This window comes from Secundilactobacillus hailunensis (assembly GCF_005405185.1).
Taxonomy (GTDB): domain Bacteria; phylum Bacillota; class Bacilli; order Lactobacillales; family Lactobacillaceae; genus Secundilactobacillus; species Secundilactobacillus hailunensis.
The window spans coordinates 1-15,039 of the sequence record NZ_BJDO01000017.1 but is presented as its reverse complement, the minus strand read 5'-3'; the positions used below and the strand labels follow the sequence as shown (position 1 = coordinate 15,039).

Annotated in this window: 14 protein-coding genes; 11 read left to right on the top strand and 3 right to left on the bottom strand. The window is 44.5% G+C overall.

Annotation, left to right across the window (positions count from 1 at the left end; translation table 11 throughout):
- The first annotated feature begins 48 nt into the window (after window positions 1-48).
- Both murA and FFM73_RS06085 read left to right on the top strand, forming a co-directional pair.
- Window positions 49-1,329 (top strand): UDP-N-acetylglucosamine 1-carboxyvinyltransferase, encoded by a 1,281-nt coding sequence (gene murA / locus FFM73_RS06090; protein ID WP_137630893.1) that lies wholly within the window; start codon window positions 49-51, stop codon window positions 1,327-1,329.
- A 103-nt stretch (window positions 1,330-1,432) separates the two neighbouring features.
- A complete protein-coding gene (locus FFM73_RS06085; protein WP_054656412.1) occupies window positions 1,433-1,684 on the top strand; it encodes a type B 50S ribosomal protein L31 in 252 nt (83 codons plus the stop codon).
- 237 nt (window positions 1,685-1,921) lie between these two features.
- Here the strand turns inward: FFM73_RS06085 and FFM73_RS06080 are convergent, their stop codons facing one another.
- Window positions 1,922-3,160 (bottom strand): multidrug efflux MFS transporter, encoded by a 1,239-nt coding sequence (locus FFM73_RS06080; protein WP_137630892.1) that lies wholly within the window; start codon window positions 3,158-3,160, stop codon window positions 1,922-1,924.
- A 164-nt stretch (window positions 3,161-3,324) separates the two neighbouring features.
- Between FFM73_RS06080 and FFM73_RS06075 the strand changes: the two genes are divergently transcribed.
- Window positions 3,325-4,026: a class A sortase gene (locus tag FFM73_RS06075; RefSeq protein WP_137630891.1), complete on the top strand. Its 702-nt coding sequence runs from the start codon at window positions 3,325-3,327 to the stop codon at window positions 4,024-4,026.
- A 95-nt stretch (window positions 4,027-4,121) separates the two neighbouring features.
- On the opposite strand, the gene FFM73_RS06070 is transcribed toward FFM73_RS06075, so the two are convergent.
- On the bottom strand, window positions 4,122-4,586 hold the full coding sequence (locus FFM73_RS06070) for a low molecular weight protein-tyrosine-phosphatase (RefSeq protein ID WP_137630890.1): 465 nt from the start codon (window positions 4,584-4,586) through the stop codon (window positions 4,122-4,124).
- A gap of 170 nt (window positions 4,587-4,756) precedes the next feature.
- On the opposite strand from FFM73_RS06070, the gene FFM73_RS06065 reads away from it, so the two are divergent.
- The 7 genes from FFM73_RS06065 (at window position 4,757) to FFM73_RS06035 (ending at window position 11,221) form a co-directional block, all read left to right on the top strand.
- Window positions 4,757-5,542: a hypothetical protein gene (locus FFM73_RS06065; RefSeq protein WP_137630889.1), complete on the top strand. Its 786-nt coding sequence runs from the start codon at window positions 4,757-4,759 to the stop codon at window positions 5,540-5,542.
- A gap of 114 nt (window positions 5,543-5,656) precedes the next feature.
- Window positions 5,657-7,027 (top strand): UDP-N-acetylmuramoyl-tripeptide--D-alanyl-D-alanine ligase, encoded by a 1,371-nt coding sequence (locus tag FFM73_RS06060; protein WP_137630888.1) that lies wholly within the window; start codon window positions 5,657-5,659, stop codon window positions 7,025-7,027.
- Window positions 7,028-7,235: 208 nt separating this feature from the next.
- Window positions 7,236-8,801: a degradosome RNA helicase CshA gene (gene cshA, locus FFM73_RS06055; RefSeq protein WP_137630887.1), complete on the top strand. Its 1,566-nt coding sequence runs from the start codon at window positions 7,236-7,238 to the stop codon at window positions 8,799-8,801.
- A 171-nt stretch (window positions 8,802-8,972) separates the two neighbouring features.
- On the top strand, window positions 8,973-9,335 hold the full coding sequence (gene acpS, locus FFM73_RS06050; RefSeq protein ID WP_089137296.1) for a holo-ACP synthase: 363 nt from the start codon (window positions 8,973-8,975) through the stop codon (window positions 9,333-9,335).
- A complete protein-coding gene (alr, locus tag FFM73_RS06045) occupies window positions 9,332-10,444 on the top strand; it encodes an alanine racemase (protein ID WP_137630886.1) in 1,113 nt (370 codons plus the stop codon). Before acpS ends, alr begins: the two co-directional genes overlap by 4 nt.
- Before the next feature lie 106 nt (window positions 10,445-10,550).
- Window positions 10,551-10,808, top strand: a complete 258-nt coding sequence (locus FFM73_RS06040) for a hypothetical protein (protein ID WP_137630885.1) — start codon at window positions 10,551-10,553, stop codon at window positions 10,806-10,808.
- A 26-nt stretch (window positions 10,809-10,834) separates the two neighbouring features.
- Complete coding sequence (locus FFM73_RS06035; protein ID WP_089137320.1) at window positions 10,835-11,221, top strand: type II toxin-antitoxin system PemK/MazF family toxin; 387 nt, start codon at window positions 10,835-10,837, stop codon at window positions 11,219-11,221.
- A 101-nt stretch (window positions 11,222-11,322) separates the two neighbouring features.
- Here FFM73_RS06035 and cbpA read toward each other — a convergent pair whose 3' ends face one another.
- Entirely contained in the window at window positions 11,323-11,964 is a 642-nt protein-coding gene (gene cbpA / locus FFM73_RS06030; protein WP_137630884.1) for a cyclic di-AMP binding protein CbpA, read from the bottom strand.
- Window positions 11,965-12,444: 480 nt separating this feature from the next.
- Between cbpA and FFM73_RS06025 the strand changes: the two genes are divergently transcribed.
- Window positions 12,445-15,039, top strand: a 2,595-nt coding sequence (locus FFM73_RS06025) for a MucBP domain-containing protein (RefSeq protein WP_137630883.1), incomplete at its 3' end; no start/stop codon positions are given.

Sequence of the window (15,039 nt, the reverse complement as noted above, 5' to 3'; positions counted from 1 at the left end):
GTTAAGACTGCAGCGAAGCACGATTTTATAGTAGAGGGAAATTATGTCATGAAAAAAATGATAATCCACGGTGGACAGCGCCTGTCAGGCAGCGTCAACATCGGTGGTGCTAAAAACAGTACGGTCGCACTAATACCAGCGGCAATCCTGGCAGATACACCAGTTAAATTTGATATGGTACCAGATATTTTAGACGTTCACAACCTGATGCTGATTCTAGAGTCCATGAACGTGCACTCTAGGTTTGTTGACGGCGTTTTGACGATCGATCCCACTGAAATCGTGGAAGCACCAATGCCTAGCCGAGCCATTAAGAGCTTACGCGCTTCTTATTACTTTATGGGCGCACTGCTGGGGCGGTTTGGTCGGGCAACCCTGACCTTTCCCGGTGGCGATAACATCGGTCCTCGGCCAATCGATCAGCACATCAAGGCCTTTAAAGCCCTAGGTGCTGAAGTAGAGGACAGTCACGGGACTGTTCGAATCACGACGGGTGAAGCTGGGCTGCACGGGGCACGGATCTTTTTGGACGTGGTTTCCGTTGGGGCGACGATCAACACCATTTTGGCAGCCGTTAAAGCCAATGGCCTTACAACAATTGAAAATGCAGCTAAAGAGCCTGAAATTATTGATATCGCCACTTTTTTGAATAATATGGGTGCCCATGTTCGCGGCGCGGGAACTGACGTGATTCGTATCGAAGGTGTCCCTGTTTTACGGGCTACTAACGTACACACCATTATTCCGGATCGGATTGAAGCCGGGACTTATTTAGCCATGGCCGCCGCTATGGGTGATGGTGTCGAGATTCATAACATTATCCCGGAACATTTGGAATCATTTACGGCTAAACTGATCGAAATGGGTGTTGATCTGCAGATCGGTGAGGATTCTGCCTACGTGGGGCCTTCGAAAAATTTGAAAGCCATTCAGGTCAAGACCTTGCCTTTTCCCGGTTTTGCCACTGACCTGCAGCAGCCGATTACACCGTTGCTGCTGATGGCCAAGGGAAGCAGTGTCATCGTTGATACGATTTATCCGCAGCGGTTAAAACACGTCCCTGAATTGAAAAAAATGGGGGCTAAGATCCGTCCTGAAAAAGATATGATCATTGTTGATCATACTGACCATTTAACCGGCGCTACCGTGGATGCCGGCGAGATTCGCGCCGGTGCTGCGTTAATGATTGCGGCTTTGATGGCAGATGGGACAACGACGATCACCAGTGCCGAAAATATTTTACGTGGCTATGGCAGTATCGTTGAAAAGCTGACGGCACTGAATGCTGACGTGAAAATTGAAGACACTGATCGCGTGGAAGAATTATAAGACTGACTTGAATTAGGTTAATTCTTATGATATTCTATTTAGGTTGACGATAATAATCAATCTCTGTTTCAGTACATGATTCAGGGCAAAGGAGAATGTAATTATGAAAAAAGGAATTCATCCAGATTACCACCAAGTGGTATTCCAAGACTCAAGTACCGGTTACAAATTTATGTCAGGTTCAACCGCAACTTCTGACGAAACTATCGAATGGGAAGATGGCAACACTTATCCATTGATTCGTGTTGAAATTTCTTCTGACTCACATCCTTTCTACACTGGTAAGCAAAAGTTTGCCCAAGCAGATGGTGCTGTGGATCGTTTCAACAAGAAGTACGGTCTCAAAAACGACTAATCTTAATCATCAGCCGCTCACACTTGGTGTGGGTGGCTTTTTTTGACTTTTTAGAGAATAGAAGAGCCACATCTAACACACTGTTACTTGTTAGATGTGGCTCTTCTATTTTATATGGACTAAACGTGCTCCAGCAAGCAGAGAGTTGCATGCAAGCTGACTTAGCCATAAATCCAAGTTCGGGATTTTTGACTAAGCCAGCTTGCACTCCACTCTCTAATCGCTTGCTTCCACACTCTAATGTTTCAAATGCCCTCTCCTCAAACTTGCCGTATTATGCCAAACTAACAAGAAGTTGAGCAGGACCAGGATCGAAGTTGAAATGAAGACGCCCGAGTAATCAAAGACCGTTGATACCGTTGAACCGATCATGGGCCCCAGCACGCTGCCCACCGCTTGAAAGGATTGGTTCCAGCTAAAGATTCGGCCAGTGACTTGCGGCGGCGTATTTTTCGACAGGATAGTTTGAACCGCTGGCAGCATCGTTGCGTTAGAAATACCGATGAGAAACCGCAGGAACATCAACTGCCAGACGTTAGTCACGAAGGCCATCGGCAGATAGACCAGAATGGCAAAAATAAACCCGATCGATAAAATCAATTCAGTCCCGATCTTATCACCTAACCGGCCCAGCTGCGGTGCCGCAAAGAGGGTCGCGACCCCTGGAATAGCAGCAACGATTCCGCTAAACAGCGTAATTGCCGACCCCTTCGGCATAATTTCTCTGACATACAGTGACAGGATTGGGGAAATCGACATGTTGGAGGCCTGAATAATCAAGGTCGTAATGAACATCCCTAAGATCAATTTAGGATGGTTGATCACTCCCAGAACAGCCTTGCTTGACAGCATATTTTCCTTTTTAACCGGGGTAAACGATTCCGTAACGAAAAAGTAACTGACAAAAAAGACGGATAATAACAGGATACCGGTAATAAAGAAGGTGACCCGGTAGGAGAAGACTTCAGCTAAGGCACCACCAACTAATGGGCCGAATAGTGAGCCGGCAACGTAACCGGTGGATAGGGTCCCCAGTGCCTGACCGCTTTTGCTCTTGGGAGCTTGAGTGGCCATCAACGCATTGGCGTTACTGATGTAGCCGGAAAAAATTCCCTGAATAAAGCGCAGGGCCATTAATTCCCACACGTTGGTCACGGCGCCCATGAGTCCTAGGACAAGAGCCATTCCAAGCGAGGCGCGCAATAACATTAACTTGCGGCCTTTACGATCAGCCAGCCGGCCCCAGATTGGACTAGCAATGGCAGTAACTAAATAGGTTGCCGAAAAGATAATTCCAGAATATAAATTAAGTTGATCTTTGGTGAAGTGACCTAACGTATCCACATAAAGGGATAAGAACGGCATGATTTCGCTAAATGCAAGGCCAGCCATAAAGGTACCAAACCACAGGACGAATAAGTTGCGACGCCAGACAGGACGTTTCGGTTTGACGGCAGCAGGTTCTGGTTCAGTCAATGAATATCAATCTTCTTTCTTTCAAAAAATTCTTCAATCGAGTAAAATATAGCAGTAAGATAAAGAGTAGCACTTTTCTTGTTGATAACCAAGGTATACCAATTAAGTGCTAAATGATGTGGATCGCTTACATGAACGGTTCAATAGGGATAGTGGGGATATTAATGAAAAATAAAGGGCGAAACCAATTTACAAAGTGGCTGTATCGAATTGGTCTTACAATACTGGTACTGATTTCTTTGGGACTGATCTTTAACCAGCAGATCAAAAACTACATGGTTAGTTCCTATCAGCCGAAAATTACGGCAAAAACGGCCGCTAATAATGACCGCAAAAAGGCCAATTTTAACTTTAAAAACGCGAAATCGCTGAACTTTTCAACTGTAGCAAACGCCCGGCTGAATTCGCAAAAGATCCTGCCAGTGGGTCAGATCGTCGTGCCTAAGTCTCAAATTCACCTGCCAATTGCCAAGGGGGTAGCAAACACAACGTTAGCCCTTTCGGCTGGAACCATGCGGGCTGATCAAAAGATGGGTCACGGCAACTACCCGCTAGCTGGGCACCATATGGTTCGTAAAGACATTCTGTTTTCACCGCTGTATTTTAAGACCCGGGTGGGCGATACGATCTATACGACGGATATGAAAAAGGTCTACACGTTTAAAGTCTATCGGCGGGAATTCATTGCTGCAACGCGGGTTGACGTGGTGGACCAAACGAAGTCAAACATCATTACGTTGGTCACCTGTGACGCTACTGGAGCGCGGCGATTACTGATTCGTGGGCGCTTGACACATACGGCTAAGTTATCAGACACACCGGTCAAGGTTCAAAAAGAATTTGCTTCTAAATTTAATAATAAGTAATGCTGTTTTAAAGCCAACAGTTCAAAGAGTAAACATTATTTCAAGTCAAAAGCCACCTGATCAGTCAAAATTGACTGACTAGGTGGCTTTTTAGATTAACGAGCGGACTTAATTTTATCCAGCCAAGCTGGTAGCGCAGAACATAGAACTTGGTAAGTATATTCAAAGCGGTGAGTATACCAGGGATCGGGAATCTCTTGTCCCTGCTTTCCTGGCAGAATATCTAAACAAAGCTGAATCTTACTACGATCTTCAGCGGGTGCCATTTGGTTGAGGTTAAAGAGGTTTTGACTGTCCATGGTAATAATGTAATCGGCCCAGTCGAAGTCTTGCCGGGTAATCGGCCGGGAATGCATATTACTGTAGTCCAGTCCGTGGGCGGCCATTACTTTGCAGGCACCGGGATGGGGCTTGTGGCCTTCCTCTTCACTACTGGTGGCACAAGAATCCACCTGAATTTGGTCTTGCAGTCCCGCTTTTAAAACGAGGTCTTTAAAGATAGCTTCAGCCATTGGTGAGCGGCAGATATTCCCTAAACAGACAAAAAGTACGTTGGTCATGATGATGGCTCCTTTAGAGTAATTTCCCCCATGTTATTGGATAATGACCGGAACGTCAAGCGCTTGTGTAAGGGGACAAATTTAAGCGGATTAATTGTTTAGCGTCCATTTCAACACTGTTTCGTAGTACAATAAAAGTGTCTATAATGTGAGAGAATGTGGGAAAAGTGATGCAAGGTAATTTTATCTATATCAACTGGGAACAGGTGAATAATCTCGTTATTTCGTATGGCATTACATCGGCTGACTTTGTGAATGGCATGCCCGATGTTCCGCAGCGAATCGTACTGATCGATGGTCGGCTTGAGGGCAATCAAGTTAACGGCCATACCCGCTTTCAAACGGTGACCGGTCAAAATTCGGTGCGTGAATTTTTACTGTCCAGAACCGATTCGCCAAAGATGTGGTTAGATTATCATGAAAGTGATGATCTTGATTTAATGATGCCCAGTGAAATCGCGGAACTATTATATATGGCGCATATGGGCACGCATTATCATCTGCCGCTTTATTCGAAGTTGCAAAATCAATATGCTTATTTGGCGACCAATAGCGGGTTCATAAAAGTCTATTACCGGAAAATGGAGACTTTCGAGCACGTTTTAGATGTGTCACTAAAGCGGCATCTCAGATTACTGCACAGTAATCGCTGGATGATGTTTAACCGGCCGTTCTCAGTCAGCGACGTGCCCGATGAAATCATTCGGAAACTAAAAACGGTTTTTTCGGAAGGCCTAATATTTGCGTTTGATCAGGCGGTTGAACGACACCGGCGTTACTTGATCCCACTGCGGCTGCAGGAGCATCCGGAACGGCAAAACTGGTGGCATGATCGCATGGACGTGTATGAGACTACCCGGCAGATCGGTACACTGAGTTACGATGTTGAACAGAAACAGTGGGGAATTACCATTACTGATGAAACGCCCTTTACCGAAAACGAAATGGATCTATAAGCGGAGTTGGTCAAGGTTACAGCTTGATATACGCCGTTTTTTGGTGACTTGGTCGTGGTATAATGATAAGCGATGTGCAATATAAAACGAGACAAAAATAGGAGATTGTTTTCAATGAAGATGCAACTTGGTGAAATTGCAAAAGCAGTTTCGGCTCAAAATGATACGAGCGCTTGGAATGAAATTGAGATTTCCAGTGTCGCATTTGACAGTCGTCATCTCAATTCCGGGGCATTGTTTGTGCCTTTGGAAGGTGAACGTGATGGTCATGAATACGTTCAAAGCGCACTGAAAAATGGTGCCGTAGCGACACTTTGGAAGACTGATCACGGTGAAGCACCGACGAATTTACCGGTTTTGGTCGTTGACGATCCTTTAAAGGCGTTACAGGCGCTTAGTCAACATTATTTATTAAAAATCAATCCTAAGGTAGTGGCGATTACTGGTTCTAATGGTAAAACAACGACCAAAGATATGGTGGCGGCGATTCTTTCTGCCCAGTTTAACGTCACAAAAACCATGGATAATTTCAATAACGAAATTGGGGTTCCGGTAACGATTCTGTCAATGGAACCTAATACCGAGGTACTGGTGATTGAAATGGGGATGGATCGACCCGGGCAGCTTGACTTTTTGAGTCGCTTAGTGGAACCCGACGTTGCGATTATTACGATGATCGGTGAAGCCCACATTGAATTCTTTGGTACGCGGGATAAAATTGCTGACGCTAAAATGGAGATCACTCACGGTCTAAAAGAGGACGGCACGTTTATTTATGACGGTGACGAACCACTACTAGTTGAACGGGCTAAAAAAGTCGCTCAGCGGCAACGGACATTTGGGCGTTCCAAAGATGACGATATGTATGCGATAACTGTTAAGGACACGGATACCCAGACAACGTTTACCGCTAATGAGTGGCCAGATCAGGAAATGACCGTTCCCATGATCGGGGACTATAACGTGAATAACGCGCTGGCAGCTTTAAGTGTTGCCAAACTGTACCGTATTTCACCGCAAGCTGCTGCTAAGGCGTTTACGAACCTTAATCTGACGGAGAACCGAGCTGAATGGATCGACGGCAGTGCTGGTGAGCGGATTCTTAGTGACGTTTATAATTCTAATCCGACAGCCGTTAAAGAAGTCATGGCCGCTTTTTCTAAGGTCGCAACTCAGGGTCAACGCCGCGTTGTGTTAGGCGATATGCTGGAATTAGGCGATCAGGCGGATGCCTTACACGCCGGACTTCAAACTGCTTTTGATCCACAGTTGATTCAGGATGTTTACTTAGTTGGTCCTCATATGAAAGCTTTGTACACGGCCTTACAGGATGAATTCGACGCGGCTCACCTTCATTTGTATGGCACCGATGAACAGGCGAAGTTAATTGCCCAGCTGAATGATGATATCAAACCAACCGATATTGTGTTGATCAAGGGCAGCCATGGCATCCACCTTGAAAACGTGTTGGCCGCCTTAAAATAAGTTAACAGCCGTCCCCCAAAATAATTGGGAGCGGTTGTTTTCAATTGTTATGAATATTAGTTGTTGCTTTTATCAGTAGCGTGATGTATGATACTCTAGTTGTAATTTTTTCGAACTAAAACATTTCTAACGGGGAATATGACGCAACACGAGACGGATTTCTCACAGTCTTATTCCCTTTGCAAAAGCCTATTAGGAGGATACTTATTTGAAGTTTTCAGAACTCGGGTTAACAAAGCCTTTACTCAAAGCCGTTGAACGTAACGGTTATGAGGAAGCAACCCCCATTCAAGCAGAAACCATTCCAATGGTATTGGAAGGTAAAGACGTTATTGGTCAGGCACAAACAGGAACTGGGAAGACTGCGGCCTTCGCATTACCTATTTTGCAAAACATCGACCGGGATGATCCCCACATTCAAGCATTAGTCATTTCACCAACGCGTGAATTGGCCATTCAAACCCAGGAACAAATTTTCCAATTGGGTAAAGAAGAACATGCTAAGGTTCAGGTTGTCTACGGTGGTGCCGATATTCGTCGCCAAATCAACAGCTTGAAGAACCAACCCCAAGTCTTAGTCGGAACCCCTGGCCGTCTGCTGGATCACATGAACCGGCGGACAGTTAAACTAGACCACGTTAAGATGCTGGTCTTGGATGAAGCCGATGAGATGTTAAACATGGGATTCTTAGATGACATTGAATCGATTATCAAGGAAACACCAGACGAACGACAAACAATGCTGTTCTCAGCTACGATGCCAGCAGAAATCAAGCGGGTTGGTGTGCAGTTCATGCACGAACCACACCACGTAAAGATCAAAGCTAAAGAATTAACCACTGATCTGATCGACCAGTACTATGTTCGTGCTAAAGACTACGAAAAGTTTGACGTGATGACTCGGATCTTTGATGTGCAAGCACCTGATTTGAGTATCGTCTTCACTCGGACTAAGCGTCGGGTGGATGAAATTTCTCGTGGCCTTGAAGCCCGTGGCTATAACGCTGCCGGGATTCACGGTGACCTGACTCAAAAGAGCCGTTCACAAATTCTGAATCGATTTAAACATGGTAAACTGGATATCTTAGTGGCAACCGATGTTGCTGCTCGTGGGATCGATGTTGAAGATGTTACCCATGTCTTTAACTACGATATTCCTCAAGATCCTGACAGTTATGTGCACCGTGTTGGTCGTACTGGCCGTGCCGGGCACCATGGTGTGTCATTGACTTTCGTCACACCAAACGAAATGGATTACCTGCGTGAAATTGAAAAGTTAACTAAGGTGCGGATGCTGCCAATGAAGCCACCTTCGGAAGAAGATGCCTTCACCGGACAATTAAGCAATGCCGAAGAAACGGTTAAGGATCTGGTTGAAAAGACCGATACTGATAAATACGCTGATATGGCTTCTAAATTGCTTGACCAGTATGAAGCAGTTGACTTAGTTGCTGCTCTTTTGAACGACTTAACTAAAGACAACTCTAACCAAGTACCCGTTAAGATCACTCCAGAACGTCCATTACCTCGTCACAAAGGTGGCGGTGGTGGTAGCCGGAACTATCGTGGCGGCCGAGGCGGTCATGGCGGTGGCCATGGACGTGGCGGTAACAGCCGTCATTATGGTGGTCGCAATAACGATTCCCATCATCGCTATGGTTCTTCTAGCAAGGACCGTCGTGATCGTGGCGGTAACCGTGATCATCGTGATCACCGCGACCATAGAAGCAGCGGTGGCAACAAGCACGGGTTTACGATCCGTAAAAAAGACTAATCTATAACAAAGGAAATCTCTTAGGCAATTTGCCTGAGGGATTTTTTGTTTAGCCGTTAAAAATCCGCGAGTGAAAAAGCATCAACCAAGCGTGAGTAGGTGTCATGTTACCCCATGTGTGAGTGTGGTAAAATTAAAGCTACGAAAACAGTGCGAAAGTGAGGTTTCGGCTTGATATACGGAATTGGTGTAGATATTGAAGAAATCGGCCGTATCGTCGATGTTGCTGATCAGGAACGGTTCGTTAAAAAAGTGCTGACACCAAATGAAGTTGCAGTTTATCAAACGTTGAATGATAAACGCGGTGCGGAGTTTTTGGCCGGTCGCTGGTCTGCTAAAGAAGCCTATAGCAAGGCGTTTGGAACCGGTATTGGTAAAGCGGTATCGTTTCAAGATGTGGAAATACTGGATAATGAGTTCGGCAAACCCGAACTGGTGAAACAGCCGTTTAAAGGTAAGGGGTTTGTTTCGATCTCGCACACACGTCAATTAGTGATGACGCAAGTCTTGCTAGAAGGAGAGTTCACAAAATGACAATTGGGATTCATCGACCGACTCAGCTCGTGATCGATCAGGCGGCTATTTATCATAATATTGCAGCGGAGAAGGCCCGGTTAAAGCCCGGAGTTGAGCTGTTTCAAGTGGTTAAAGCTAATGGGTATGGTCACGGAATCATTCAAGTAGCAAGAATAGCTGAAAAAGCAGGCGCCACCGGGTTTTGTGTGGCGATTTTAGATGAAGCGTTAACGCTACGAGAGGCAGGCTTCATGCAGCCAATCCTCGTGTTGGGGATTACTGAACCGCAGTATGCTGACATAATGGCGGCCCACCATATTTCAGCAACGGTGGGTTCGATCGACTGGCTAAAGACAGCAGCTAATATTCTGTCAGCGGATCACCAATTAGCAGTTCATTTAGCACTGGATACTGGGATGGGACGCATTGGCTTTCAACATCCCGCAGAGTTACGTGCCACGGTTCAGTACCTTGATGAACAAGCGCAATTTAATTTTGAAGGGATTTTTACCCATTTTGCGAAGGCGGATGCAGCCGACACGGCCTACTTTGAACAGCAGATTGACCGGTGGAAAGCCTTTATGGAAGTTTTACCTAAGCGTCCTAAATACGTGCACGTGTCGAATTCAGCAACCAGTCTATGGCACGCTGCTTGCAATGGCAACATGATTCGCTACGGTGTGGCAGCGTATGGACTGAACCCTTCCGGTACGGAATTAACTGCGCCCTTTACGTTAAAGCCAGCGATGAGTCTGACCACTAAAATGGTGTACGTTAAACAGCTGCCGAAGGGCTACTCCGTAAGTTATGGTGCGACTTATACTGCCCAGCAGGATGAATGGGTAGCGACCCTGCCAATTGGGTATGCTGACGGCTATGAGCGACGGCTTCAAGGCTTTCATGTGTTAGTCAACGGTGATTTTTGTGAAATTATTGGTCGGGTCTGCATGGATCAGCTAATGATTCGCTTACCACGGCAGTATCCGGTTGGGACGCCAGTAACCCTCGTTGGTGAAGATCATGGCCAGCAGATCAGTCTGCAGGATGTAGCTGACTATTGCGGCACCATCCATTACGAAATTGCTTGCGGATTTACCCAGCGATTAAAGCGAACTTATATTAATTAAAGTTAAATGAACCCCCTAATCCAGTCAAAACTAGGTAAGGGGTTCTTTTTTGTTGACGTCAATGGTAGAATTATATGAATAAGTAACGGGGAAATAGGGGTCGATCATGAGAAGTTATAACATACCGGGTATGATTACCAAACAGCGCGTTTATCATTCTCGGCTATCTTTGCGACAATTTAAACATTTGAAAGCTAACTCTAACTTCCCTGATTGCCAGTTGACTGCTGATCTGGTGAGCGTAACGGCATCTTTGATTGCCGGTTACCAGAAGATGAGCGAAGTTAACGCGGCAATTGCACAAGAATATCTGTCGTGTGAAAATGAAGTTGCCCGGTTATATTTAGAAGACCCGCAACTGTGAGCGATGTTAAGATAGGGGATGAAGAGATGGCAAATGATGAGATCAAGCGGGGGGATATTTATTACGCCGATTTATCACCCGTGGTCGGGTCGGAACAAGGTGGCGTGAGACCGGTGCTGATTGTTCAGAATAACATTGGTAATCACTACAGTCCGACCGTGATTGTAGCTGCAATCACGGCCCGGATCTCTAAACCGAAAATGCCCACGCATGTGGCAATCAAGGCCCATCATACAGGAATTGAAAAAGATTCGGTCATTTTGCTGGAGCAAATTCGAACGATTGATAAGCAGCGGCTTAAAGACCACGTTGCCCAACTGGATGAGGTCACGATGCAACAAGTTGACCACGGTTTAGAAGTCAGTATCGGCTTAAATAAAAAAAGTGATTATAAGCAGCATAAGCGAGTCTAGTTTTGGTCAATTACATAGTGCAAGACGCCACCCTTTAAAACAGGATGACGTCTTTTTTTGAAAAAAAACAGGCGTCTCAAACGAGAGATGCCTGTTAAAACTTATATTTCGTGGTTTAAATTTTCGATTTCTGGCACTTCAAAATTTTTACGTTTCAGTGCGCGTACGATGCGGTCGAGCCTTGATTGATCAACATCGGCAGGTAAAGTGAACATAATACGATGAACTAATTCACCGTCACGAGCATCAAGGCTGATGACACTGGCGATACTGGTGTATTTAGTAATGATCTTCGAAATACCAACTAAGTCGCCACGAGTGCCTGGTGAAACAACGGTGAGGACATAAGAACCAATATTAACGTTCCACGATTGTGACAGCATATCCATTAACCGAGTATGCGTCAAAATCCCGTAAAATTTGTTTTCGGCATCGAGAACAGCGATATACGGCAGGTCCTTGATCGAGAAGAAGACGTTGAAGAAAGCAGCGTCAATTTTGATGAATTTGGTGGCATTTTTCAATAGGGTCGTGACTGGTAACTGCATATCACCACCACGCGACTTGTGCCGATAGATATGCATCTTATAGATGTTACCCCGGAAAATCGTTCCGGTTTCATCTAAAATTGGTACGCAACGATAACCGGAATCTTCAAGTATCTTCAGAGCGTCTTCTAAGGTGACGTTTTCCTGAACGGTCACCAGCCGCTCCTTAGGCTTGATCAAGGATTTCAACAACATTGGGTGTAACCTCCTAATAATTAGAACTCTCTAATAAACTAAAAATATCATACCATAAAATTAGGCGTAGAAACAACTTGAATAGCGCCTTAGAGCCAAAAAGTCAGGATTAATTTAGATTAAAATTCTAGGTAAGCAACTATTGCGTTTGAAAACTTAAATTGGGCGACTATGCAGGTGACAAAAAGTGATAAATGTAAATCTTTAAAGGAAAAAGAGGTTAATTATTGTAAATTTTTGGTTTAAGTATTATGGTTATTTTACTGGTAGTAGGCATACGTAATAACTCTATTAAATTTAGCAATAGCTTACAACAGTTATTACCCTATACATTTAAACCAGTTAAGATTTGGCTTTAAAACTTATTAAGGACATAAATTAATAGCAATGCAGGAAGCTAGATGGTGTTTATGTTTGGTAATCGGGGATAAGTTGGTATGATGATTTAATTTTTAGGCTTTAAAAAGGGGCGTGACATTGATGGGGAATCTCGGAAAAGATAATCATGATTTAAAACAAGACTGCAGTACAAAAAAGGAACATTATAAACTTTATAAGGCTGGAAAACTATGGTTAATTGCCGGACTAACAACACTTAGTTTTGGATTAGCTCAATTTGGTTTTACTGCTGAGGCTAAGGCCGATGCAACAGCGGAACAGAATCAAACAGCGCAGGTGACAACTACGCAGTCTTTGCAGCAGCCTAAAGTTGTTTTGCCAGCTAATACTGATAGTAATAATGGGAGCAGTGTGTCGAAAACTGACGCGGCTGCAAATCAGCCAGCAACTGATCAAGAACAACCTGTCTCAAGTAACAAAACTGATGGGACTGTTACTCAGTCAGCAGATGATAAAGGACAACCAGCATCAACTAACAAAACTGATGCGAGTGTGACTCAGCCATCAACTACTAATAAAGACCAGATTGCACCAACCAGCATCGGTGACAAAACCAATGCAGCAACTGCTGATCAACAAAAATCTGAAAGCGGTTCCGTAAATGGTACAAACTTGGAAGACAGTAATAAAAATACCGCTAATGGCGAAAGTGACCAACCGGCTAAATCAACTGATGGTGACGCGCCTGTTAGCGATACTACTAATGCTGCAGACAATGCCGGAAAAGTTCAGAATGCGGCAACGGGCACATCCAAAATAGCTGATACCGTCACAACCGTGAAAAAGCTTGAGCAGGGTTCGCCGAAAAGCGGTCCGGAACTGCCAACAGGATTTACTGTGACTGATCCAGAATATAATCCAGATACGTATGCAGCTCAGCATTCCAAAGAAACTACGCAGCCTTCTGATTATGTGTATTTTGAAGCTTCAGATGGCGGTTACCATGTTTCTGTTTCAACAGACCGTGCTACTGCAAAGCAAACAATTGTGACTGTAACTCAGAAAGTAAATGGTGTTTGGACAGTTGTGGATCAAAAAACAGTTGCTGATAACTCCAGCTATAAGGATCCGCATTCAGGCATGACAATTTATAACGACCCAACTAGTATCTATGCGAGTGGATCTGATTACACCATTTTTTCCAATGTCTATAATTATTTGAATGGTGAACCTGGTACTTGGGGTGGGGATGCTGTCACCAAGCCAGTTATTCAAACACAGATCACTAATTATGTGGATGGTAGTGGGAAACAAGTTGCTAAATCTGCCTCAATTCAAGGACTTTCTGGTCAAAAATATACGACTGTAGCTTCTAATGAAATCAGCGGATATACACCTAAAGCGACCGATAATGCAAATGGGTATATGTCACCATTTACAAGTGATGGGCAGCAAATTGTTCAAATTATTCATGCCGCGAATGGAACGAAAACGGGGCAGATGACTTACACTGTTAAAAACTTGGAAGACGGTACTATGGATTGGGAATCAGAATCAATACTGCCATCTGGTAAGCCGGATCCGAACTCAAAGAGTTCTGGGTCACTGGCAATGGGCGTTAAGGGGTCGACAACATTTAATGGCAAATCGTATACTATTATCAATCCATACATTCCTCAAACAACAACAATTACTTACACTTACGATGCTGCACAAGTGCACGTGAACGTTAAGTATGTTGATGAGAAAGGCAACACGATTCAGCCTGATGATACAGTCAATGGCTCATTTAATTCTGCAACAACAATTCCACAACCAGAAATATCTGGATATACCTACGATACTAGTTTTACAAAAACTGACACTGACAATGCCAGTTCATTTACTGTGAAAAATCTTACCAATGCCAACACTGTAACTTTGCACTACAAAGCCAATTCTGAAACTGTTACCGTCAAACATGTTGATCAAGATGGTGCAGCGATTGGAACTGATTCAACAATTCAGACCAAGTTCAATACAACCTTGGATTTGCCAACGGCTGATAAAAATTACAACGTGGATGGTTATGAAATTGCCCCAGATGCTCAAACTTCATATAAAGTAGCTACTGATTCCCCTCAAACGGTGACGATTAAGTATATTAAAGATATTAAAGCGAATGTGACGATTCCAAGCAACCAGGGTGATCAGACGGTCCCCAACGTAACTGGTAAGAGTGGGAATAAAGTCACTGTTGATGTGCCACCGCTTGAAGGCTATACACCAGATAAGACGACGTTACCGGCGACAGTAAATGCCGATGGCACAATTACGGTTGATAATCCAACAACAACCGGTAAAGTAACGTACACACCGAATGATGCCAAGGCAAATGTCACAATTCCAAGTAACCAAGGTGACCAAACGGTCCCTGATATAACAGGTAAGACGGGTGAGCATGTTGATATGACGGTACCAGTAAAGCCAGGTTACACGGCAGATAAGACGACGGTACCCGCGACAGTAAATGCTGACGGCACAATTACAGTTGATAATCCAACGACAACCGGTAAAGTTAACTACACACCAAATGATGCCAAAGCAAATGTGACGATTCCAAGTAATCAAGGTGACCAAACGGTCCCTGATATAACAGGTAAGACGGGTGAGCATGTTGATGTTGATGTGCCGCCAATTGAAGGGTACACACCAGATAAGACAACAGTCCCGGCCACGGTTAATCCGGATGGCACG